Origin of the sequence: Geodermatophilus sp. DSM 45219, assembly GCF_900104025.1 — a bacterium.
Taxonomy (GTDB): domain Bacteria; phylum Actinomycetota; class Actinomycetes; order Mycobacteriales; family Geodermatophilaceae; genus Geodermatophilus.
This window is the reverse complement of sequence record NZ_FNIQ01000001.1, coordinates 391916-415161: the sequence shown is the minus strand read 5'-3', so window position 1 is coordinate 415161 and position 23246 is coordinate 391916. Positions and strand designations below refer to the sequence as shown.

Here is a 23246-nt window from a genome sequence, read left to right as displayed (position 1 = left end):
CGCCGTCCCGTAGGGGCACGGCCAGCGGGACGCCAGAGGTCGCTGGGGGAGTAGCCGGCCACCGTCCGCCTCAGCTCTTGCGCGGGCCTGCTTGGGGGTCACGTCACCCCGTCGCCACCCCGCGCCAGCGGGGCGACGGTGAAGGCCGTCCAGCTGCGCACCCTCGCCCGACACCTGGCCGACCGCCTGATCACCGGCTTCATCAACGAGCCACTGCAGGCCGCGATCCACACCTTCGTCCGCGCCGACGGGTTGATCTCGGTGACGCCGTACTCACCGCCCCTCCGATCTGCCGACGTACGGCATGTGGTCGGTCAGAAATCGAGCGTGAGGTTGCTCTGTCTCCACTGCCGCCCCTGACGCTCCTGTGGCCCGCATCGGGCGCGCGGACTGGCCGCTGACCAGCACCTTTGTGGTGCCCCCGGCAGGATTCGAACCTGCGACACACGGTTTAGGAAAGTGTTCCAGGCATGATGTGACGTCGTCGGGATTGAGCGGATATGCCTTCTGAGCAGCATTTTTACGGTTGATGGCTGAGTGCGGTCGATGGTTGTCGACGGGCGTTCTGCTGACAAACTGCTGACATGGTGCTGACAGGCGGCGGCTCCCCAGTCCTCTGGGCGCCGTGTCGTCACCGGCCGAGCGTGCCGGCGGCGGCGCGTCGCCGGAGGGGGCTGCCCGTCCTTCGGGATGGGCCTGCGGCACCCACCCTTCGCCCGCGCTGCAGCCGGATAGACGCTGATGATGGCGGGCAGGGAGGGTGTGGGGACGCTTGGCGCCTGTGTCGGGGACGCCTACACTTAGCCTTGCCTGTCGCGCTGAGCTTCAGGAAGTGGGCCCGGCTCCTCTCCGGACGGTGAGCGGCCGGGCTTCGCGCTGTCTACGGCGCCGACACGTCCTCGGCCGCGGTGATGTCCGCGATGCGCGCTCGCCAGGTACCTCCGGCGGAGTGGCTCCAGGCCAAGGCGTCGGCGACCCACAAGAGCGGGTCGCCGTGCGGCGGCAGGTGCACGTAGCGAAACGGTTGGGGTCGGGCGAGGCGGCGGAGTTCCTCGATGAGCACCTGACGGTCGCGTTGGTCGCGCCCTTGGCGCGACTCGATGATCAGTCGCTGCACTCCGCGGTCGAGAAGCGGGTTGACCATGCGACGGAAGCTCTCGGCGCGGACGTCGGTGTCGCGGCCCTTGCCATAGAAGGCCAGCGCCGACAGCTGGCCGCTGCCTACAACTGCGTCGAGGATCTGTCGGCGGCGGCTGTCGCGCTCGGTCACGAAGTGCCACCGCCGCTGCCCGGGCAGGCAGAACGACCGAACGAGCCGGCGTAGCCCGTCTACGTCTCCGTCCGCGACGACCGCGACGCACACGTGGTAGTTCGACCCACGGGCCGACTCATCGACGAATGCCTGGGCGGTCAACCGGCTGCCAGGCGGGCCCGCTCGGCTTCACCTCTGTGATGCCAGGCTTCAGGCAGGATCGGCTCCCTCAGCTGCTGCACGAGCAGCATTCTGGACGACCGGCGAAAGACCGGAACCTGGGCATGCGCGAGGCACAGCCTCACGAGCGAGGAGCTGTCGGGAGGCGGGGCCTGCACGTGCCCGCCGATGACGGCGGTCCACCCGCTGATCCGCACAGGTGAGTACATCGCGAACTCCCCCCGCGTGATTGGCTACCCGCGACTCCTCATGGACATTGCGGCTGACCTGCGATTTCCCGTTGGCCAGGACTGGACGTGGACGGCTCGCGCTGAGCGTCTTGGGGACTGGCGGCAGCTCTCCGGTGATGGCGCGGCAGCGATCGGCTGTCTCGCGAACTGGCTTCGGGCTGCCGTCCCCACTCGTCCGTCGGCCCCACTGCCGAAGTCGGTGGCCCGCATCCCGCCCGATCAGCGTGCCGGCTGCCTCGGTCGCCGGAAGGGCGAGGAGTTCAAGCAGGCAGCCGAAGAAGTCGAGTTTCTGCAGTCCGAGGACGAACCACGAACGTACAGAGAGATTTTCGAGGCTTAAGAGGAGTATTTCGACAAGGTCTGGTACGTGCGCAGCCTGATCCTGCATGAGGAGATCGAAGACGGCCGCCACGAACCCCTTGCGCCTGACATCGCTGCGGGAGCTGAAGCGGCTCGCCGAAGGATTGAGGAGCGCTACGGCGCCGAAAGCGTTGGCCCCTGGGACGACTGGCACTGGGGCTTCGTCAACGGCAAGTTGTCGGCTCTGTGCTGGGTGCTGGGCAACGAATGGGATTTTCTCGATACCTCGACGCTCTTGAGGGTAAAGCCGGTGGACTGGGGTCGAGGCCGGTGCGCGAGAGACCGACCGGCAGCCCGGGGCGGTATTGCATCCGCTTAAGGCGCCGGAGGCCCGTGGTTAGAACCTCGGACGACATATAGCCGCTAGTCAGAGCGGATAGCCTGGAATTCGAACCTGCGATGGGTGTCACCCCATAGCGGCTTTGAAGAGAGCCGACACGTGCTCTTCACCTCCCAGGTGATCACTCAGGCCCCACCGTGCCGACTCACCGCTTTGCGGCCTCTACCGGCTGAGCCGCAGGTACGCCTTCATAGCGCGGTCTCTCAATGCGACGGCAGCTCCAGGGCAATGCGCGGGCACACGTCCATAAAGCGAATTTGTGTACGCAAGGCTGCCACGGGCCCCGGGCGTTACGAGCGGCTGGTCAGCCACTCAAGCCATGAGTCAACCGCGGATACGGATCGGAGCGCCGCCACCAGCCGCGCCACCTCCCACGGGTCATCGGTGCTGCGCAGTGCGGCGAGCACCCCGGCGTGGGCCTGCTCCCGCTCGACAGCCGTAGCCACCAGGGCGGTCAGCGCATCCACCAGCCCCGGGATGGAACCCGGTTCGGCGGTGGGCAGTGCGGCGAGCAGCCGGGCGCGGGCCTGCTCTCGCTCGGCGGCGGTGGGCTCCAGCGCGGTCAGCGCCGCTACCAGGGCGGGCACGACCCCGGGGTCGGTGCTGAGCAGCGCGGCCAGCACCCCGGCGCGGACCTGTCGCTGCTCGACAGCGCTGGGCTCCAGCGCGGTCAGCGCCGCTACCAGGGCGGGCACGACCCCGGGGTCGGTGCTGAGCAGCGCGGCCAGCACCCCGGCGCGGGCCTGCTCCCGCTCGACAGCGCTGGGCTCCAGCGCGGTCAGCGCCGCTACCAGGGCGGGCACGACCCCGGGGTCGGCGGTGAGCAGCGCGGCCAGCACCCCGGCGCGGGCCTGCTCCCGCTCGACAGCTGTAGCCACCAGGGCGGTCAGCGCTTCTACTGCGTCCGCGACCCACATCGCGTCACCCGTCGCGCATAGTGCGGCAATCACCTCGGCAGAGGCCTGCTGCCGCTCGGCGGCGGTGGGCTCGAGGGCGGTCAGCGCCATCTCCAGGACGCTCACGGCGAGCAAGTCGGAGGTGGACAGCGCGGCGAGCACCCCGGCGCGGGCTTGCTGCTGCTCGGCGGCAGTGGGCTCCAGTGCGGGTAGCGCCCCCGCCAGAAGTGCGACAGACCACGGGTCATCAGTGCTGCGCAGTGCGGCGAGCAGCCGGGCGCGGGCCTGCTCCCGCTCGACAGCGCTGGGCTCCAGCGCGGTCAGCGCCGTCACTACGTCCGCGACCTCCCCCGGATTGGCGGTGAGCAATGCGGCGAGCAGCCGGGCGCGGGCCTGCTCCCGCTCGACAGCGCTGGGCTCCAGCGCGGTCAGCGCCCCCACCAGTCGCGCCACCTCCCCCGGGTCGGCGATGAACAGTGCGGCCAGCACCCCAGCGCGGGCCTGTTCCCGCTCGACAGCGCTGGGCTCCAGCGCGGTCAGCGCCGTCACTACGTCCGCGACCTCCCCCGGATTGGCGGTGAGCAATGCGGCGAGCAGCCGGGCGCGGGCCTGCTCCCGCTCGACAGCGCTGGGCTCCAGCGCGGTCAGCGCCCCCACCAGTCGCGCCACCTCCCCCGGGTCGGCGATGAACAGTGCGGCCAGCACCCCAGCGCGGACCTGCTCCCGCTCGACGGCCGTAGCCACCAGGGCGGTCAGCGCATCCACCAGCCCCGGGGTAGACCACGGGTCGGCGGTGAGCAACGCGGCCAGCACCCCGGCGCAGGCAGGCTCGTTGGACCGTGCCCAGTGCGCAGTCTGGGCGACCGCACCCGGCACTCGAGAAGCGCTCCTCGCGCGGCAGTCGTGAAACACATCTTGATGGGCTGGAGTCCAACTGCTGGGTTGGGATTCCTCCGCGATCGCGAGGAGTAGATCGTCGATCTCGTTGGCGGCCTTCTGCCGAGCGGGGTCGGCCGGGGTGTGAACGGCTTGATCAAGCAGCCGTTGCAGAAGGGCTCCTTGCTGCCGCTCGTTGTGGGCGGCGATCGCGGCTGGCGCGGTGACCTTCCAGTCGGGGTCGAACCACAGATGCGGCAGCAGGACGTCCGCGGCCGTGTCCGCGTCGAGCGTGGCGATGTGCTCGGCGACGCAGTGCTCCAGGACGGTGCGGTGGACGAAGCGCCGGGTGACTCCACCCTCGCCATCCCATCCCGCCATCGGCACCACGGCCTCGATCGCCTGCCCCTGCCCGTCCGATGGCCTACTCGGTTGGGTGAAGGTGTCGGCCCAGTTCCCCAGACCGGTCGGCGTGATGCGGTCGCGGACCGCGGACCAGGCCCACTGCGCGAGCACTGCCTCGCAGGCGGTCACGTCGGGCGCGGCGCCGGGCCCTGGCGCGTTCGCCACCCACCCGCGGTGCAGCAATCGTCGGACCAGGCGCCGGTACAGCAGCCGGCTGCGCTCCGGCAGCGCCCGGTCAGCCGGGTCCGTTCTTTCGCTGATCAGGCAGTAGAAGGTGAGTATCAGTGGGATCACCGCGACCCGGGCCAGGCTGCGGCGGGCCCGCAGTTGGTCAATGAGCGCATTGCCGCGGTCGGGGTCCGCGGCGAACCAGTGCCGGATGAAGGCCTCGACGTCGGCCGGGTAGTAGAGGTTCTGAACCTCGACGATCCGTGGCCCGTCCTCGCGTCCCAGGCGCCGGCGGTAGGTGGCCTCCCAGGCCGCCGGGCGGCTGGTTACCACGACGCGCCACCCGTGCAGTGCAGCCAGCTCGTGTAGCCGGCCGCTCTGGGCGGCGAGGTCGGCGGCCTCGTCGAGGCTGTCCACAACCATGAGCACCCTTTGGCCGGGCAGGGTGAACGTCCGGCGGAGCCGGTCGACGGTGTCACCGGCTCCCGGGTCGCTGTGCCCCGCGCCAGAGGCGAATGCGGCCGCCACCAGCGATTCGCGCGGGCTGCCGAGGCTCTTGACCCACTGGTCCCAGGTGGTGAGCAGCGGCAGCTCCACCTCATCCAGGTTCGCGCCGCTGTCCAACGCCACCAGGGCCGCCTGCGCCGCCTCCCGCGCGTAGCGGCGAGCCAGCCATGTCTTCCCCGACCCGGGACCACCCAGCACCACGAGCATCCGCTGGCCGTTCAGCGCCTCCGCGGCGCTGATCACTCCCCCTCCGCTCCCGCCAGCGCCCGGGGCGGAGCCGGTGCCGCGCACCTGCAGCCGCCTCTCCAGCGCCAATGGTGCCTGCTGGGCGGGATGCCACACCGACACGTCCCAGTCGGCGACCCGGGTTTGCAGGTAGGCCATGACTTCAGCGGCCGTGCTGGCGGCCACCAGAGCGGACACGAGGTCGTCCAGCTTCCCTTCGGTTCGCCGGCCCCGGGCCTCGGCCCGGGCCACGTGCTCATCGACTGCGTTGCGCAGCTCTAGGACCGCCGGGAGCAGCACCGGCTCGGCGGCCGTCAGCTGTTGGGTAAGGGCGCGGTAGGTCTCCTCGACCGCGCGCTCGGCGATGTCGTGGTGGGGCTCCGTCCCCCAGTACGCCCGGTCGTGGGCTTTTGCCGCGTTCAGGACCCGTGCGGACACCGCCGACGGGTCGAAGTTCAGCTTCGCAATCGCGTCGCGGTCCGCTCCAAACCGCGCGACGACCTCCGTAGCGCGGGCTAGGCCAAGCTCAATTTGCTCAGGGAGGAACCTCTCGCCCTCCGCCCATTGCCGGATGCCCGCGGTGACCTGCCGATGCAGATCCCGAGTCTGGCCGTCGGCCCCGTACCGGGCCTGCCCGTACTTAACCAACTCCCCGAGGGCGGTCCTGGCAGCGAGCAGCGGACCGCCCAGCGTGGCGATCGCGACCGTCGCCAACGCCCCGGCCAGTCTTGAGAGGTCCCCCGAGCTAGGCACCAGCAGCCCCGTGATCCACGGCTCAAATGATGCCCCGCCCGACCGCCGACCACGGGCGCACGCCCGTCAGGTCGTTCGGCAGGCGGGCCATGACCTGCGCGCGCACGGCCAGCGGCACGTTGCCGAGCTGGTCAGCCTGCCCCGGCACGGGAGGGCGGTGTGGCGTAGGAAGCGACTAGCGCGGTCAGGCCGCCGCTTGCCGCAGCGCCAGCCGACGAGCCCGATTTTCGACACCGATAAAGCAGCACGTACGGTGCCACGCCAGAGCACCTGACATGATGGCCACACCACCGGAGGGCCCCCACCGGGCGGGGAGGGTTCGCATAGTGGCCGGGTGCATGCGCCTTGGAAAGCGCACGGCGGGAGACCGCCCGTTGGTCCGGGCTATGCCGATGTCCTGATCCATCACAAAGCGGAGGGCGTGGGATTCGAACCCACGATGGGTGTCACCCCATAGCGGTTTTCAAGCCTGATATGGGGGCTTTGCGAACCAACGCCGATCAACCGTTTCCGCAGGTCAACCGCGGTATCGCTGAGACCGGTGACTACCGCCAATGACCCCTACGTGCCCGTACTACGGGCACGTAGCGGGCACGGCCGTTCGGGCCCTGGGGCCAGCTCCCGGCCAACAAGGGGTCAGCCGCCGGCACGACTCGTCTGCGTCGCTCGGAGTCGGCTGGGTTCATGCAGCACCTGATGACGGGCACCGCATGCGGTATGCCGCTGTCCCTGTCGCCCGCGCTGACTGCGGCGGCCGAGGGCGGGAGCGGCACGGCCCCCATCGCAGTCACCTGCAGGCGGCCTGTGCTCGGCCCTCCATCATGCCCTCGCGGTCGGCGCCCCGGAGGCGACACCGCCCCATCCCCGCAGGAGCCTCTCCGACTGCACCGGCCGCCGGAAGGGCGCTGCGCGTCCCTTGTTGCTGCGACTCGCCCCCTCACGAGGGCACCCCTATGGTGACCCCGTGGCTTGGGCGTCGGGTTTGTTTGCAATTGCTGGCGTGCTCATCGGCGGGACGCTGTCTATTTGGGGTCAGAATCAGGCTCGTCGTTCGCAAGCGAGAGAGGCTGACCTCAAGGCTCGTCAAGATGCCTGCGTTGCCCTACTTGCCGCCGTGCGAAAGTTTCGCCGCTTCGTCATGTATGCAGACGTGACATTCGAGATCATCCCAGCCGAAGGCGACTCCAAAGGTACGGTGATTGCAGCGGAACGCAGGGAGTTCGACGCAGAGATCGACGAGGCCTTCGCCCGCCTCCTTATCGTAGCTCGGTCAACACAAATTGTTGAGTCAGCCAAACTTCTAACCTCCGGGGTCAACGATTTTATCAGGGCGCGGGCCACCTACGGCAGAGGCAAGGTGCCCAACGATACTGTTCGCCACTTGCGTTCACTCGAGTACACCTTCGCCGAAACGGTCACGCAACAGTTAGCCCCGCTATCGCCGTAGCGGACACCCAGTCGCCACAGTCAGTTTAGGAGGCGTAGACGCTCCAGCGGCGAACGCAGACGCGACCCACAGTGATATGGGAGCCACGCGGCTGCACATGGCTATCCCGGACATGATTGTGGCCTTGTCATTGGCCTGCGCCGACCTATCCCAGCAGGTCTCTGACCAGCGGTTATAGCGCTGAGTGTGATTGACGGTCGACGGGCGGAAGCGGGCGTTCTGCGGACTATCTGCGGACTCGGGGCGGACTATCGACGGAGTCGGAGGACCGCAGTCAGGAGCGACGCCGCCCCGCAGCCGGCCGAGGATGCCGCCTGCAGCGGGTCGCCGGAAGGGCGCTGACGCGTCCCTATCGGGATGGGCCTGCGGCCCACCCTTCCCCCGACCCGCCGCAGCCGGAGGAGGCCGGTTGTGCGGAAGCGGCCAGAGGAGTGCGACGGGCGCAGATCCACCATCCGCCCCGACGTCGCCAGTGAGCAGCAGACATCGCCCGAGCAGCCACCGGAGCACTGGGGGATCACTCCACGGCACGAGCCGCTCGAGATCGGCGGGAGGCGGAGGGGGAGACCGCAGCACCGCGCATCGGGGCGAGACTCCGCCGGAGACCTGCTGGACCGTGCCGGCTCAGATTTGGGTTGCGACGTCTGCCGGCAGGCGGTGGGTGCCCTGCCAGTTGTCAACCGCGGACCTGCAGTAGTCCCCCAGTAGTCCTTAGGTCCGAGTGAACGCGGTCGGGGCGGTGCCGCCCGCACCTGTGGACAACGGCGGTCGTCCACAGAAGCGCAGGAAGCAGGCCCGTGGCAGCGACCAAGCACGGACGCTGCCGGCACGAGCCAAGCGGAGGAGCGATGGGCGGAATGAGTCCGGTCGTCGACGGCCAAGAGCATGAAGGCTGGGTGGGGCCGCTACGAGCACGCGTCCCTGACCGCCCTCATTCTGCCCGCCGCCGACATCAACGTGTTGTCCCAGTAGGTGCGGCTGGGATGCGTTGACCAGCGCAGAACCGCAAAGCTCCCCTATGAGCTGCGCGGATACGCTTCAGTCAATCAGGGTCAATGAGACCCAATCACAAAATCATGTGCCCAAATTGTGCCCCAAGAGATGGGAAGTGGAGTCTGCGCGTTGTAGGCGTCGACGGCGCCCTGGACCTGCGAGTGGTCGATCATCGGCCAGCCGCGGGCGGCCAGGGAGCCGACGAACAGGCCGCCGTCGAGGGCGTGGGTGGGCAAGCCTGAGGAAAAGGAACCGCGCCATGCCGACGACCGTGCGAGGAGGGGTGTCAGCCGAGGCCCGTAGCTTCCCGCGCATGACGACCAACGAGCTGCTCAACCGTGACAACTGGCACGTCAGGGCTTGGCCCGACACCTTCCCGCAGCCACCGGAGGCCTGCGCCGCGGTTGCGGCCATGACGAAGCTCGGCGAGGTGCACGTCATGGTCAACCCGGGCGCAGAAAACCTCTGCACCCTGGAGCACCTGCCGGAGGACGTCGAGCGACTCATCGAGGACTACGTGGCCAAGGGCCCGGACGGCGGCTGGAACCCGTTGGCCAGGGGACACGGGCACGCCACCTTCCTGTCCGCCGGTGAGACGACGGTCCTGCCGAAGTCGCAGCCGTCCCTAACGCCGGCCCAGCTGGAGGCGGCGCTGCGCCGGGGGTGACTAAGGGTCAGGCCGCTGGCTGGACGGGGCCAGCCAGCCAGGATCGCGCCACACTGCTCGGGTGACCTGCACCCCATAGCGGAGCCCGTTCAGCCATGTGGTCGTCGGCCATCAGCGGCTCGTCCTCACCCCGCTTGCATACGTAGCCGAGCAGTTCCCGCTCCAGCCCTGAGGCGGCCGGCTTCCCTTGCTCGTCGTGGGCAAACAGCAGCCAGAGGGCCACCAGATGTGACGACACGTTTCGGATGCCGTCCGCGACGGAGTTGTCGGCGGCCACCAGCCCCGACCAGCCACGGTTCCGCAGCATCGAGCGGAACGACGCCGCGGACGGGTGGACCGCGGTGCGCTCGGGCCACACCGCACTGGGCGTGTACCCGGCGGGGGAGGGGATGTCTGCTCCGGCGTCGAGTCAGCCGCGTAGCCGATGCTCGTCGTGCGCACCGGCTCGGGCGTCGACAGAGGCGGCCTCTTGCGCGTCGAGGTCTCGGGAGACTCTTCGTCATCCCCAACTTGATTGACGGATGTGCCGCTGACCTGCGCGGATGACCCGAACCAGCGTTCTGACCTGGGTTTATGGGTGCGGGAGGCGGTTGGCTCCCGATGGTGGGGTACGGGCAACTTGCGGACTTTTTGCGGACTGTGTGCGGACTGCAAGGCCGGCGTTCGGTGCCCGGCGGCCTGGGTCGCTGCCTGGGGACTGGCGGGCTTGCCGACCCTCGCTGCGGGCCGCACATCTCCGGCGCCCCCGCCCTTGATCAACGCCGGCTGGCCAGGAGGCGCACAGCAGCGGCTTAGAGTCTGTCGCCTCCTGGAGCTAGCCTCCGTCGCATGCGCCCCACGGTCCTAGAAGGCCGCGTTTTGCAGGCCGTCGACGCACTCCGTAAAGGCATTACGCCCGAAGACGATCTCACTGAATGCAAGGCTAGGTGGCCGGAGAAGACGACAGCCCGACAGCTGGCTGGGCTCTGCAATAAGGCCGCTGGAGAGCCGGTCGTCTACATCATTGGTGTCCATGACAGGACCGGTGCCATCATGGATCCTGGCCCGGTCGATCCCGCCGATTGGTGGGCGGGGATGCGCGGGCAGTTCGACCAGACTCCGCCGGACGTATTGACTCACTTATCAATCGCCGTCGGAGATGGCGAGTTCGTCCACGCTTGGGCGTTCGACACCAGTCGAGCACCGTTTGTCGTAAAATCGGACGGATCCAAGCTAGAAGTGCCGATTCGTGATGGCACATCTACTCGCTCTGCCCATCGGCACGAACTGTTGCGGATGCTACTCCCACAGGTTACGACGCCCCCTTCAAGTCTGCTGCTCGCACGTCTCTCTGCAACTTGGAGAGGCGCAGAGGAGGAAGGGGAGCTACAGTTCGGAAGGAGGAGGCCAGCGACGCCAGAATCGGCAACAATCACCGGCGATGGCAAGATATTCGTAGAGCATGTCGGGCCGGCCGCAATCATGTTGCCAGCTCACGGCATGAAGGCTCGCATCCACTTTGCCGACCAGGACTTGGGGATTCGTATCGGCGCCGGATCCCTTCGCATTGTAAAGGAAAAGAAGCAGACAGCTGCGCATGGCATCGAGATCCGCGACGACGGCGTCGTGGTGACCGGGGCGGGATTGTTGCCGCTTCTGTTTCGTGGAGATCTGCCCTTGGAGCTAATGGCAGTATTTGAGAGTGCAATAGCTGCCACGCTCAAGATCGAGCTTGCCGTAGTCGGCTCTAATCGACCCATTCGACTCGATGCGCACCTCCGTCAGCAGCCCGCCTCTTCGCCCGAACGCGTAGTCTCAAATGTGCGGTCGCTCAATCGCTTCGGCAGCGGTTGAGCCTTCAGTGCGGCTTGACCTCCACTACAGTTGAACGCCCGGTCGCCTCGGCCGGGCTAAGCGGCATGGCGAACTAAGCCCGTCCACGACGGCGCGCCGACGGGCTGAGTTGACGCTTTCCATGCCGCTTGGATGTCGTCGGCGCCGACCAGCGGGCCGATCATGTCGACGCGGTCGACGTCGGCCAACTGTGACTCCGCCTCCGTTCGCGTCCCACCGGCAGCCACGATGGCTGACGGGTGTCCCATAGGCGGCCTTCAGGGCGAACCTCCGTCCCGATCAGAGCTGGGACGTGCGCGACTCGAGGACCCAGAACTGACCCGGGATGCACGACTGCGTGTGGTGATCAATGGAACCCGAGCCTGAGCTGCGGGTTTGTGGTTGGGCAGTGTTGGCCGCCGACGACCGATGTTGGCTGAGTTGCGGACTTTTTGCGGACTCTGCGGACTGTTTGCGGACTAAGATGATGTGGTATGCGGGCCCACCCGAGCCGTCCTAAGGGTCGGGCGACTGCTCCACAGCCAGCCGAGGGTGCCGGCTGCAGCGGGTCGCCGGAAGGGCGCTGACGCTTCCCTATCGAGATGGCCTGCGACCCACTCTTCCCCACCCGCTACCCTGGATAGGGGCTGGCTGTGGGGATCGGACAGGAGTGTAATGCGTCTACGTGCTCTCATTCATGAATTCCGTCACCGTCCGGTCAAGGTCTGGCGGGGCTGATCCTAAGGCTCGTGCGATGGCCGACCCGTCCGCGTCCTTCTTGTAGTGGCGGCCTCGCAGGCGCATGAAGAGTCTGTCAAGTACGTCGGCGCCAGCGACTAGCTGAAGTCGCTCGGTCGGCCAGCGCAGATTTACATCGTTCTCAGCGGAAGTCCACAGGTCGTGTATGCGATTCCTGATGTCTCCGCTGCCAGGTAGCCGATTGGCGACGAGGTCCTGCATTTGCGAGAGTGTCACGCGCTCGCGGGCCATACTGGCGCGGAGACGATTGTCGACTAGTCGTACAGGCTGCAGCTCCCAGGCAACGCGTTTGATGATCACCTCGGGGCGTAGGTCGTCCACTATGTCATCTAGGGTTGTTTGCACCTCGTCCTCGGTCACGGACGTGTCTCCGGAAGCATTGAGCACGGCCGCTATAGACTCTGTGTCGAGCAGATAGTTCTCGAGTTCACGCCTTGGCAGAACGTAGACGGCTCCCGCCGCTTGGAGGCGTTCAATCAAGCGGTGCGGCAGCTCATCCCGATCCCGAACGAAGAGGACGCGCCGCCGGTCGGCCTGGTCAGCTGCCGCAAGCCACTCCCCAAGGGTCTCTGCATGGCGGGCGTTGTCTCCTCCACCCGTCGGTATCACGGATACTCGGGGATTCCGGACTAACCGAGGGAACCATGTGGCTAGGATCGCCTCGTCGCTGCGTCCCTCGCATAGCAGGATCCGATCTGCGCTGAGCACGTCGCTCAATCGGACGCCGAGGCCCGAGAGCACCTCGGCGGGGTCGCCGTGAATGGGCTTTAGCGTTGAGGTGCCCTGCCTCCGAGCGACGAGCAACAGATTCCCGGGCGCCCCGCTCCAGTCAATCATCACTGGACTGTGCGTTGCGACGACGAAGAGTCGATTCCTACTCCAATCTCGCAATAATCCGAGGAGGGCCCGTTGGGCCGCTGGATTGAGGTTAGTCTCGGGTTCCTCAATCACGACGGTGGAGGGACCCGACCGGGTCAACCCAACAACAATAGTCATCAGAAGTTGCTCGACACCGCTGCCCACGTCTTTAATATTGTGCCTGAAGTCGGTGACGTAGGGGTCTTCGAACGCGACCTCAATAAGGTTTCCGGTAGTTGGAGTGACAAGTCGTCCTACCTCCGGAACGATTTCACTGATGAGACTCTGGATGGCAGCAAATAGGCTAGGCCTGTTGGTTTGGAGGTGGAGTAGTACGTCAGCGAGATTGGCTCCCGTGGGATCCAAGGTGGGATCTGACATAAGCTGGCGCTGACGCGTAGTTCCAGGTCGCAAGGCCTGGAAGTGGTAGTACCGGGCTCGCCAGGCTTTCAGCCCTCTAAATATTGGGGCGTAGTCAGAGAGTAGCTGCTCGTTGCCTTGGATCTGGATGCCACTCGAACCTATGCGGACCGATCTATCGTACGGTGCCCTCAGGCCCCGCCCTAAGGGCACGGCCTCAAGAGTGTCAGGCGTGGTTGCCGCCAGTGTCTTCACGCTGTCTCGGTCCGGAAGTGGGCCAACAATATCAGTGACTGTGAAGTCTGAGCTCTCGCTGAATCTTAAATTAATCCAACTTAGAGCGCCCTGCGCTATTAACCGCTGCCCTTCAGCGCTCCGGCCAAGAAGGGCCGCACGATCCTCGTCTGACAGAGCAAAGCGGGCTACAACCTCGGCGGGGTCCTTGCTTCCGGCATGACGGGCTACCTCCGGGACCCTAGTACCCGTTACGACATCAAGGCCGGACAGTAGGGCGCTTTTCCCGGTGTTGTTGGCGCCGGCAATCAGAATTAGGCCCGTAGAAGGCAGCTCCCAGCCGACCTCAGAAAACGCTCGGAAATGCCGTAGCGTGACGTGCTCTAGTCTCATTGGGAAGGTTTCATCCCTCTCGTGCGTTCGACTGGTCCAAGCCGACCGCTTGCTGAACCAGGGATTCAGCGTATGAGTCGGCGATCCTCCGATGCTGCTTCATGGGAGCAGTGCCGCCCAGTGTGGGACACCTCGATGCGGCTTGCCGCCTTCAGGTGCAGCGGCCCCGCAGCGCCCGCGACGCGTCCTATGCTCGTACTGGCTTCGGGTCGGCGAGTGGACGGGTCGACCGTGAGTTTCGGCTGACGGCATTTCTAAGGGCCTGCTCCAACCGGATCCAGCAGAGGAACCATGCCTGGCCGGGGCGACCCGAAAGTGGACGCACTGCCCCCAGCTGACACAAGAACAGCTTGACTTGCGATAGCCAACAATCACCCACTCTGTACAACTGTCCAGCGTAGGCCGCTCCGTCGGCACACGGAGAGCCATCGCCAACCGACATTGACCAAGGATTTACTGACTGACGGCACGAATGCTACCTTGGTAGCCAGCTCGGACCCCGCTTCGCGGGGTCCTTCGCTATTTCTAGGGGTGACGCGTTGGCAATTGCTGGCAGGTATTGATAATGCGCGGCGGAGTCAAGTTCTTCACCGGCGCGCCCGTTGTGGCACGGCACTACGTCGAGGCCGGCCGGCGCCGCGTCGATGACTACTACCTGGCCGAAGGCACCGGCATCGCCCGCCGCTACACCGCCACCCCCGGCGCGCCGGTGGAGCAGCTGGCGCCGATGACCGGCGACGCCTACGAGTCCTGGGTGGCCGGCCTCGACCCCGACACCGCAGACCCACGGGGCCGACTGCGCACCGACGACCGGGCGGTCCGTTTCGTCGAGGTGATCGTCAACGGCCCGAAGTCCTGGTCACTCGCGGCCGCCCTGCACCCCGACGTCGCCGCCGCGTACGACGCGGCCCAGGACCGGGCCGCCGAGCAGATCATCGGCTGGCTCGCCGCCCACGCCACCACCCGCATGGGCCCGCGCGGCGGCCAGGTGCAAGTACCGGTGGAGACGCTGGAGGCCGCGACGGTGCGGCACCACACCTCCCGGGCCGGGGATCCGCACCGGCACCTGCACCTGCAGGTCAACACGCGCGTCCTCGCCGCCGACAAGTGGCGGGGGCTGCACACCGTTGGTGTCCGCGACTTCATCGGCGCTATCAACGGGATCGGGCACGCCGCGGTGGCCTGCAACCCGGCCTTCCGTGCCGCACTCGCCGTCCACGGGTACTCCCTCGACGGGACTGGAGAAGTACTGGAGCTTGCTGACTACGTCGGCGCGTTCAGCGCCCGGGCGGCGCAGATCGGCCGCAACCTGGAGCGCTACGAGCAGGAGTGGATCTCCGCGAACCCTGGGCGGACGCCGGGGCCGGCATTGCGCCGGGCATGGGACGCCCGCGCCTGGGCCGAGGGTCGACCGGACAAGGTCACCCCCCGGCCCGGCGAGGACCTGACCGCTCGGTGGGTGACCGAGCTGGTCGCCCTCGGCTACCGCGACCGGAACTGTCCGGTCGACCTGGTCCCGGTGCCGGTGGGCGGGCTGGACCGCGACGCCGCGGTCGACACCGTGCTGGCCCGGCTGGCGGCCGGGGGGTCGGCGTGGAACGCCGGCGACGTCCGCGGCCAGGTCGAGCAGCTCATCGCCGCCACCGGGATCGTCGCCGACCCTGCGGTCCGGATCGAGCTGGCCGAGGACCTCACCGACCGCGCCTTGGCCGTCTGTGTGCCGCTGCTGGACCGTGACGGCGTGCCCGAGCACATCCGGGCGTGGACCTCCCGGCCGGTGCTCGACGTGGAGGCCGACCTCACCGCTCGGCTTGCCACACGCACCGTAGAGCTGCACTCCGGCAGGCCGGAACAGGCGGGGGTGACACCGCCCGTGGTGGCCCGGTTGGACGCCGGCCAGGCGGCAGCTGCCACCGCGCTGGCCGGTGACCGAGGGCTGGTCGTCGTCGAGGGTGCGGCGGGGGCCGGGAAGACCACCCTGCTCGCGGCGGCCCGTGACCTGCTCGAGGCGCAGGGCCGGCGGCTGGTGGTGGTCACCCCGACGCTCAAGGCGGCCAAGGTCGCCGCCGCCGAGGTCGGCGCGCGAACGGGGTCGGTGGCGTGGCTGGCGCACCAGCACGGCTGGCGCTGGGACGACGACGGCACCTGGACCCGGCTGGCACCCGGGGACACCGACCCGTTCACCGGTATCACCTACGCCGGCCCGCAGGACACGGCCCGGCTGACCGCGGGGGACCTGCTGGTGGTCGATGAGGCCGGCATGCTCGACCAGGAGACCGCCGGCGCCCTGCTCACCCTCGCCGACGAGCAGCGAGTACGGGTGGCACTCGTCGGGGACCGGCAGCAGCTGGCCGCGGTCGGCCGGGGCGGTGTGCTCGACCTCGCCGTCCGCGCCGTGGACCCGGCGGCGCACGTCACTCTGGACGCGGTGCACCGGTTCACCCGCACCGACGACACCGGCAGTGTCACCCCGGACGACGACTACGCGGCCCTGACGATGGCCATGCGCGTCGGGGACGACCCCGGTGCGGTGTTCGACGCGCTGGCCGCCCGCCGGCAGATCACCGTGCACTCCGATCCGGCGGCGCTGCAGGAGGCGCTGGCCGAGCTGGCTGCGGCCGGCCACCAGGACGGAAAGGCGGTGGCGGTGGTGGTCGACACCCGCGAGCAAGCCGTCGCGCTGAACGCGGCAGTCCGCGAGCGGCTGACCGCCGAGGGTCGGGTCGACGACATCCGGGCGGTGAGCACCCGGGCTGGGCAACGGATCGGCGTGGGCGACCGGATCACCACCCGCCGCAACGACCGCGACCTGGGGGTGGCCAACCGCGACACCTGGACCGTCATCGCCGTCGACGAGACCGGCGGCCTGCTTGTCACCCCTGCCTGCGACCGGCCTGGTGGCAACGTCGCCCCCGGCAAGGTCAGCCCCGGCGGGGGACGGGAGCGGCTGCTGCCCGCCGACTACGTCACCCCGCACGTGGAGCTGGCCTACGCCAGCACGGCCCACGGCGTGCAGGGCGACACCGTTCCCGCCGCGCACATGGTGGTCGGTGAGCACACAGGCGCCGCCTCGGCCTACGTGGGGATGACCCGCGGGCGCACGGCGAACACCGCCCACCTGGTCGCCGCCGACCTGGCCGGGGCACGGGAGGAGTGGATCGCGGTGTTCGGCCGCGACCGGGCCGACCTCGGCCCCGGCCACGCCGCTGGCCTGGCCGCGGCCGAGGCGGCCCGCTCCGCCCCGGCCCGCCCGCTGGAGGAGGCGCTGGGCGCCCTGCGACGGGCATGGACCGCCGAGCAGCGTGGCCTCGACCAGCTGGCCTTCCTGCAGCGGCTGCAGACCACCTACCAGCGCCAGGTCGCCCTCGATCTCGACGGAGCCGCCGCGGTGTCCGCGGCCAAGGTGGCTCACCAGGCGGCGGTAGGCGAGGCCGACGCAGCGCGGCAGCGGGTCGAGGCCGTCGGAGCGCTGGTCGGCGCGGCAGCGGAGCGGACCAGCGCGTCGTTGCTCGCCCGCTGGGACGCCGACCGGGACGTCGCTGTGCAGGCCGCCTGCACCGTGGCCGACGGGCCGGGCCGGCTGCAGCTGCGCCGCGCCGCCGTGACCCGCGCCGGCGGACGGCTCGACGACTGGGCGCGGCGCTGGCGGCCGCACCTGCCGGACTTGCCCACCGACCCCAACGCGATCGCGGAGGTCGCCGGCCGGGACGACGACCGGCCCAGGCTGCAGGCCGCCCTGGGCGCCGCTGCCCGCCGGGCAGCCGAACAGGCTCATCCGCAGCACGCCGAGCTGCGCGCCGCTGCCGACACCGCCCAGCGGGCAGCCGACCAGGCCCAGCGCCGGCTGGACGCCGCCCGCCGACGGCACGACGACCGCCTGGCCGGCACCGCACCCGCGAGCAGGGAGTCCGCCGCACGGCTCACCGAGGCGCAGCGCGAGCTCGCCGCCGCCCGACAGCGGCTGACCGACACCCGCACCCGCATCACCCGCCTGCACGCCGAGCCGGCGCTGGCCGCCCTGCCCTCCGGCCGGCTCGACGACGAACGCCTCGCCTGGGGTGTCGGCCACGACGCCGACACCCGGCGGCGAGCGGCGGATCGGCGGCCGGCCGCCCCGCCTCCGGAGGAGCGTCTCCCGTCGCTGTACGGCGGTCGGGCGGTCGACCACCGTGGTCCGTTCCCCGGGCGGTGACCGCGACCGCGACGGCAGGCGGGGCAGGTTACGTCGAAGTGCGGCGAACTGGAGAACAACTGAAGCCCTTCGGGCCAATCTCGGCCGCAGATGTCACTCAACGGCCGAAAACGGCGCCTTCTCCCCACACAGGCGCCCACCGACCCGACAGGAGCCCCGCCGTGCCCGACCCCATCGCGAGCCACCAGCCCGACCTGCTCACCATCACCGAAGCCGCCGAACTCCTCCGCGCGCCCGTCGCCACGCTGCGGTACTGGCGGCACCAGGGCACCGGCCCGCACAGCTTCCGCCTCGGCCGCCGCGTCCTCTACCGCCGCGAGGACCTGCACGCCTGGATCGACACCCAGCACCGCCAGGACTCCGCCGCCAGCGGCCGGTCTTGATCAGGGACTGTTGTGTCCGACAGTATGGGCCCGCTGGAGATCCGGTTCACCCCGATCGGCGCGGAAGCACCGCATCGGCCGGCCCTCCGCCCGCCACGTCCTGGCCACCGCCGAACCGACCGCGGTCACCACCACCAGTGGGGCCGGAGCCTCGCTTCACACCGGGCCCGACGAGCGAGAGCGAGAACTGGAGGTCATCGCCCTGGACGTGCAGCCGCCCGACGGCGGCCAGGCCTGTCTGCTGGTCATCCACGTCATGCCGACCCAGTTCTGAGGAGAGGTCCCATGACCGAGCGCACCCCGCCGACCGTCACCGCCGACTCGCCGATCGGCCCCGATGTCGACCTCGACACCGACGACGTCCGACTGCCCGACGGCACCCGGCTCACCGGGCAGCACGCCGACGAGATCGTCGACGAGGTGCGGCGTCGTGCGGGCCGCCCGTCGCTGACCGGCGAGCCAGCCGTCTCCCCCCGCATCGCCTTCCGGGTCACCCCCGACGTCCGCGACCGCGCTGCTGGGATCGCCGCCCGCGAGGGCAAGACCATCTCCCAACTGGCCCGCGAGGCACTCGAGGCGCGGGTCGCCGGGGCGGAGCGACGACCATGACGAGGGGTCCAGATCCGAGTCGGGGCTGCACACCGACGTGCGGCCGGATGTGCATGGGAGGCATGGACGATGGCCTATAAGCGCGGAGACCGCTGGGTCGGCTTCTACCGGGACGCGGCCGGCAAGCAGCACACGAACGGCAAGTTCCATCGCAAACTGGACGCCGACCGATGGGAAGAGGAGCAGAAAGCCGCCATCCGCAACGACGTCTGGGTTGACCCGGGCCGATCGAAGCAGACCGTCGGGCAGTGGGCGGAGACGTGGATGGCCGGCCGCGTGCACCTGAAGCCGAAGACGCTCGCCTCGTACCGGTCGCTGTTGACCACCCAGGTACTGCCGACCTGGGAAGCCGTTCCGCTGACGAAGATCCGCCGATCGGACGTCGTGGCCTGGGTGGCAGCCATGCGGGCCACCGGGCTGTCCGCCTCCCGCACCCGGCAGGCCTACCACCTCCTGACGTCGATGCTGGAGGACGCCGTCAAGGACAGCCGGCTCGCACGCAACCCAGCAGCCGGAGTCGACCTACCCCGTCTGCCCAAGTCCGAGCGCCGGTACCTCACCCACGCCCAGCTCGCCGAGCTCGCGGACGGATCCGGACCGCACCGCCTGCTGGTCCTGGTGCTCGGCTACACCGGCCTGCGCTGGGGTGAGGCCGCGGCCATCCGGGTTCGCCGCGTGGACCCGCTGCGAGGCCGGATCGCCATCGTGGAGTCCGTGGTCGACGTCAACGGTCAGTTGATCTTCGGCCCACCGAAGACGCACCAGCACCGGACCGTCGTCGTGCCGCGGTTCCTGCGGGAGGAGCTGACCCAGCAGATCTCCGGTAAGTCTCCTGAGGACCTCCTGTTCTCCTCGCTCATCGGCACACCGCTCCGCGTCTCGAACGTGCGCCGTCGGTGGTTCGACCGCGCGGCAGCCGCTGCCGGCATCCCTGGGTTGACTCCACATGAGCTACGGCACACGGCCGCGTCCCTGGCCATCGCCTCCGGGGCCAACGTGAAGGCCGTGCAGTCGATGCTCGGACACGCCAAGGCAGCGATGACGCTGGACCTCTACGGCCACCTGTTCGGGGACGAGCTGGACGCCCTCGCCGACCGCCTGGACGCCGCTCGTGCTGACATTTTGCTGACATCGGGCCGATCGGGCGCCCAGGTGGTCGCCCTTGAGCCCGGCAAATAGCCCTCTGACCTGCAGGTACGCCAGTGCCCCCGGCAGGATTCGAACCTGCGGCACACGGTTTAGGAAACCGATGCTCTATCCCCTGAGCTACGGGGGCTCGTCGGCGCGGGGCCGACCGGGGCGTACCGGTCGAGGTTAGCGGGCGGCCTCCGGAGCCTGCCCCCGGCGCCCCCGGGTGGATACCGTCGGAGTGTGGTGGTAGTCGTCGAGCTGGTGGTGCTCCTGGCGCTCCTCGGCCTGCTGCTCTACGCCCTGGGCGTCTGGTCGGTACGGCCGGCGGTCCGCGCAGGTGCCGGTGCCGACGGGCTGCCGGCGCGCTCCCCGGCCGAGCTCGCCGCCGCGGTCGCCCGTGCCCGCTGGGCGCCGGCGCACGACGAGGTCGACGGCCGGACGCGGGTGCTGCTGCGGCGCTCCTACCCGGGCCCCGACGGGCTGCCGGTCGTGCTCGAGGACCGCGTCTACACGGCCTTCGCGGCAGCCGACCCGGCGTGGGAGGCGCGCTTCACCGAGGCGATGTCGGGTGCCCGGTTCCGCTGCTCGTACCTGAACGCGGAGGAGTCCGCGGACTGACCGGCCCGGTGGACAGCCTCCAGGACCAGCCGCACGATCCTCCGCGGCCGGTCGGACTGGGGCGCGTGGCCGGCCCACGTCAACGGGACGAAACGAGACCCCGGGACCAGCGGCAGGTAGCGCACCGTCTGCCCCGAGGCGACCCAGTCGGCCACGCCCTGGACGAGCGTGACCGGGCAGTCGATGCGGTCCAGGCCGCGGGGGACGTCGAGCATCAGCCCCCACAGCAGGGTGCGCCAGAAGTCGCGGGAGTCGGCGAAGCCCTCACGGGCTCCGATCGCCTCCTCGGTGGAGGTGCTCCACGGGCGCGCCTTGAGCGGTGCCAGCAGTGCCGCCCGGCCGACCTTCGAGCGGGACAGCGGTTCGATCAGCGGTGCCGCCGTCCGGGCGACGACCCGGGCCAGGGCCATGCCGGCGCCCTGGACCAGCCGCTCCGGGGGGACGTTCAGCCCGGACGGCGAGATCGCGACCACCGACCGCGCGCGACCGCGCGCGGCCAGCTCGATCGCGACCCGGGCGCCGAGGGAGTTGCCGAGCACGTGCACCGGGCCGACGCCCTGCGCGTCGAGGGTCCGCTCGACCGCGTCGGAGATCGCGCCGACGGTGGGCCGCTCCACGAGGGCCGGTGAGCGGCCGACCCCGGGCAGGTCGACGTCCAGGACGTCGAAGTCCGGCACCAGCAGGTCCACGACGGCGGCGAAGTCGCGGCGGGAGCTGCCCATGCCGTGGAGCAGCAGCAGCGGCTCACCGGAGCCGGTGCGGGTCAGGGAGAGCAGTTGGTCCACGCAACCAGCGGTACCCGGTTGCCGGGACGCCGATCGGTGAGTCGCACCACGTGCGCCGTCCGGCCCTGCGCCGTCCGGGTCCCCTGGCGACGGCCCCGCTGGTGACGACGGCAGGATGGGGGCATGGGTCAGGTCGTCGCCACCGCGGAACGGGTCGTCTCGGCACCGGTGGACCGGGTGCGGTCCGCTCTCGCCGACTACGAGGGGACGCGCGCGCGGGTGCTCCCGGAGCAGTTCAGCGCCTACCGGGTCGAGTCCGGCGGCCAGGGCGCGGGCACCCGCGTCGCCTGGCGCTTCGCCGCCACCTCCAAGCGCGTGCGCGACCAGGTGGTCGAGGTGACCCAGCCCGACCCCGACACCCTGGTCGAGACCGACACCCGCTCCTCGATGGTGACCACGTGGACGCTGCACCCGGCCGACGCCGGGCTGACCACCGTGCGGGTGCGCACCACCTGGAACGGCGCCGGTGGCATCGGCGGCTTCTTCGAGCGGACCTTCGCGCCCAAGGGGCTCCGCCGGACGTACGAGGAGCTGCTCGGCCGATTGGACCGCGAGGTCACCGCCCCCTGAGCCCGCGGCGCGGGTGGCCGGCGAGGGGGACCATGGCGGCGTGACCGCTGTCCCCACCGCCGTCGACCCGGCCGCTGCCGCGGACCCCGGCACCCTCGACGCACTGGCCGGGCTCGTGCGGGACGGCGACGTCGTCGTGCTCTCCGGCGCCGGGCTGTCCACCGACTCCGGCATCCCCGACTACCGCGGGGCGACCGGCTCGCTGCGCCGGCACACGCCGATGACCTACCAGACGTTCCTGCGCGACCCCCGTGGCCGGCACCGCTACTGGGCCCGCAGCTTCGTCGGCTGGCCGCAGATCCGGGACGCGCGGCCCAACGCCGGGCACGCCGCGGTCGCCGACCTGCAACGGGCCGGGCTGCTGAGCGGGGTCGTCACGCAGAACGTCGACGGACTCCACCAGGCCGCCGGGGCGCGCGACGTCGTCGAGCTGCACGGCGGGCTGGACCGCACCGTCTGCCTGGCCTGCGGGGACGTCGCCGACCGCGGCGAGCTGGACCGGCGGCTGCGCGCGGTCAACCCGCGCTTCGGGCCGCACGTCGACGAGGTCAACCCCGACGGTGACGCCGAGCTGCCCGACGAGGTGCTCGACGGCTTCGTCATGGTCGAGTGCACGGCCTGCGGGCGCGGGCCGCTCAAGCCCGACGTCGTCTTCTTCGGCGAGTCGGTGCCGCGCGACCGGGTGGACAGCTGCTTCGCGCTGGTCGAGCAGGCCGCCGTCCTGCTGGTGCTCGGCTCCTCGCTGACGGTCATGAGCGGCTACCGGTTCGTGCTGCGCGCGGAGAAGCTGGGCATCCCCGTCGGGCTGGTCAACCTGGGCCCGACCCGCGCCGACGCGAAGGTCGACGTCCGGGTCGACGCCTCCCTGGGGACGGTGCTGCCCGAGCTGGTCCGCCGCGTCGCGGCGTGAGCCGCGACGTCACCCGCACCGACGACGGCCGCTGGCTGGTCGTCGGCGGCCGGCGCTGGCGGGCGGCCGACCCCGCCCTGCCGGACGACGTCCGGGCCCGGCTGCTGCACCACCTCGGTGTGGCCCGCTCCGCCGTCCGGACCGCCGGCTCCGCTGGGGACGACGCCGCGCTGGCCGCCGCCCGCGCCCGGGTGCAGCTGGCCAAGACCGGGCTGGGGGAGCGCGGCACCGCCTGGTGGGACCAGGACGACGACGCGCGCCGCGCCCGCTGGGAGGCCGCGCTCGCGGCGCTCGACGCACAGGGCGGTTGACGCCTCGTCGGGACGGGCAGGA

19 protein-coding genes and 1 tRNA gene are annotated in these 23246 nt (G+C 69.9%); 13 read left to right on the top strand and 7 right to left on the bottom strand.

Features of this window, described 5'->3' with window-relative positions:
* Positions 1-138 precede the first annotated feature (138 nt).
* A complete protein-coding gene (locus BLR12_RS02000) occupies positions 139-360 on the top strand; it encodes an NADPH-dependent FMN reductase family protein (protein WP_091372749.1) in 222 nt (73 codons plus the stop codon).
* 520 nt (positions 361-880) lie between these two features.
* Here the strand turns inward: BLR12_RS02000 and BLR12_RS01995 are convergent.
* Positions 881-1270 (bottom strand): hypothetical protein, encoded by a 390-nt coding sequence (locus BLR12_RS01995; RefSeq protein WP_143018675.1) that lies wholly within the window; start codon positions 1268-1270, stop codon positions 881-883.
* A 759-nt stretch (positions 1271-2029) separates the two neighbouring features.
* On the opposite strand from BLR12_RS01995, the gene BLR12_RS23860 reads away from it, so the two are divergent.
* On the top strand, positions 2030-2341 hold the full coding sequence (locus BLR12_RS23860) for a hypothetical protein (RefSeq protein ID WP_143018674.1): 312 nt from the start codon (positions 2030-2032) through the stop codon (positions 2339-2341).
* 311 nt (positions 2342-2652) lie between these two features.
* Here the strand turns inward: BLR12_RS23860 and BLR12_RS01980 are convergent, their stop codons facing one another.
* Positions 2653-6153 (bottom strand): NACHT domain-containing protein, encoded by a 3501-nt coding sequence (locus tag BLR12_RS01980; RefSeq protein ID WP_143018673.1) that lies wholly within the window; start codon positions 6151-6153, stop codon positions 2653-2655.
* Positions 6154-6214: 61 nt separating this feature from the next.
* Positions 6215-6340, bottom strand: coding sequence for a hypothetical protein (locus BLR12_RS24980; RefSeq protein ID WP_255363242.1), 126 nt, complete (start codon positions 6338-6340; stop codon positions 6215-6217).
* Between the two features lie 816 nt (positions 6341-7156).
* Between BLR12_RS24980 and BLR12_RS23855 the strand changes: the two genes are divergently transcribed.
* A complete protein-coding gene (locus tag BLR12_RS23855; protein ID WP_143018672.1) occupies positions 7157-7639 on the top strand; it encodes a hypothetical protein in 483 nt (160 codons plus the stop codon).
* A gap of 1306 nt (positions 7640-8945) precedes the next feature.
* Entirely contained in the window at positions 8946-9299 is a 354-nt protein-coding gene (locus tag BLR12_RS01975) for a hypothetical protein (RefSeq protein WP_143018671.1), read from the top strand.
* 7 nt (positions 9300-9306) lie between these two features.
* On the opposite strand, the gene BLR12_RS01970 is transcribed toward BLR12_RS01975, so the two are convergent.
* A complete protein-coding gene (locus BLR12_RS01970) occupies positions 9307-9657 on the bottom strand; it encodes a hypothetical protein (RefSeq protein WP_091372729.1) in 351 nt (116 codons plus the stop codon).
* A 470-nt stretch (positions 9658-10127) separates the two neighbouring features.
* Here BLR12_RS01970 and BLR12_RS23850 point away from each other — a divergent pair, with 470 nt between their 5' ends.
* On the top strand, positions 10128-11132 hold the full coding sequence (locus BLR12_RS23850; RefSeq protein WP_143018670.1) for a hypothetical protein: 1005 nt from the start codon (positions 10128-10130) through the stop codon (positions 11130-11132).
* 660 nt (positions 11133-11792) lie between these two features.
* Here BLR12_RS23850 and BLR12_RS01965 read toward each other — a convergent pair.
* Entirely contained in the window at positions 11793-13715 is a 1923-nt protein-coding gene (locus tag BLR12_RS01965; RefSeq protein ID WP_091372726.1) for an AAA family ATPase, read from the bottom strand.
* A 565-nt stretch (positions 13716-14280) separates the two neighbouring features.
* On the opposite strand from BLR12_RS01965, the gene mobF reads away from it, so the two are divergent.
* The 4 genes from mobF to BLR12_RS01945 all read left to right on the top strand — a co-directional run bounded on the left by mobF (position 14281) and on the right by BLR12_RS01945 (position 20078).
* The gene (mobF, locus tag BLR12_RS01960; RefSeq protein ID WP_091372723.1) at positions 14281-17907 is read left to right on the top strand and encodes a MobF family relaxase; all 3627 of its coding nucleotides are present in this window, start codon (positions 14281-14283) and stop codon (positions 17905-17907) included.
* A 161-nt stretch (positions 17908-18068) separates the two neighbouring features.
* Positions 18069-18290, top strand: coding sequence for a helix-turn-helix domain-containing protein (locus tag BLR12_RS01955; RefSeq protein ID WP_091372720.1), 222 nt, complete (start codon positions 18069-18071; stop codon positions 18288-18290).
* Positions 18291-18575: 285 nt separating this feature from the next.
* Positions 18576-18899 (top strand): hypothetical protein, encoded by a 324-nt coding sequence (locus tag BLR12_RS01950; RefSeq protein WP_091372718.1) that lies wholly within the window; start codon positions 18576-18578, stop codon positions 18897-18899.
* A gap of 69 nt (positions 18900-18968) precedes the next feature.
* Positions 18969-20078 (top strand): tyrosine-type recombinase/integrase, encoded by a 1110-nt coding sequence (locus tag BLR12_RS01945; RefSeq protein ID WP_091372714.1) that lies wholly within the window; start codon positions 18969-18971, stop codon positions 20076-20078.
* A gap of 24 nt (positions 20079-20102) precedes the next feature.
* Here the strand turns inward: BLR12_RS01945 and BLR12_RS01940 are convergent.
* Positions 20103-20175, bottom strand: a tRNA-Arg gene (locus BLR12_RS01940).
* A gap of 95 nt (positions 20176-20270) precedes the next feature.
* Here BLR12_RS01940 and BLR12_RS01935 point away from each other — a divergent pair.
* The gene (locus BLR12_RS01935; protein ID WP_091372711.1) at positions 20271-20648 is read left to right on the top strand and encodes a hypothetical protein; all 378 of its coding nucleotides are present in this window, start codon (positions 20271-20273) and stop codon (positions 20646-20648) included.
* On the opposite strand, the gene BLR12_RS01930 is transcribed toward BLR12_RS01935, so the two are convergent.
* Complete coding sequence (locus BLR12_RS01930; protein ID WP_091372708.1) at positions 20537-21433, bottom strand: alpha/beta fold hydrolase; 897 nt, start codon at positions 21431-21433, stop codon at positions 20537-20539. The genes BLR12_RS01935 and BLR12_RS01930 overlap by 112 nt on opposite strands.
* A gap of 123 nt (positions 21434-21556) precedes the next feature.
* On the opposite strand from BLR12_RS01930, the gene BLR12_RS01925 reads away from it, so the two are divergent.
* The 3 genes from BLR12_RS01925 to BLR12_RS01915 are packed head-to-tail and all read left to right on the top strand — an operon-like array spanning position 21557 to position 23224.
* Positions 21557-22003, top strand: a complete 447-nt coding sequence (locus tag BLR12_RS01925; RefSeq protein ID WP_091372706.1) for an SRPBCC family protein — start codon at positions 21557-21559, stop codon at positions 22001-22003.
* A gap of 40 nt (positions 22004-22043) precedes the next feature.
* Positions 22044-22913, top strand: a complete 870-nt coding sequence (locus tag BLR12_RS01920; RefSeq protein ID WP_176832305.1) for an NAD-dependent protein deacetylase — start codon at positions 22044-22046, stop codon at positions 22911-22913.
* Complete coding sequence (locus BLR12_RS01915; RefSeq protein WP_091372701.1) at positions 22910-23224, top strand: ParB N-terminal domain-containing protein; 315 nt, start codon at positions 22910-22912, stop codon at positions 23222-23224. Before BLR12_RS01920 ends, BLR12_RS01915 begins: the two co-directional genes overlap by 4 nt.
* Positions 23225-23246 lie beyond the last annotated feature (22 nt).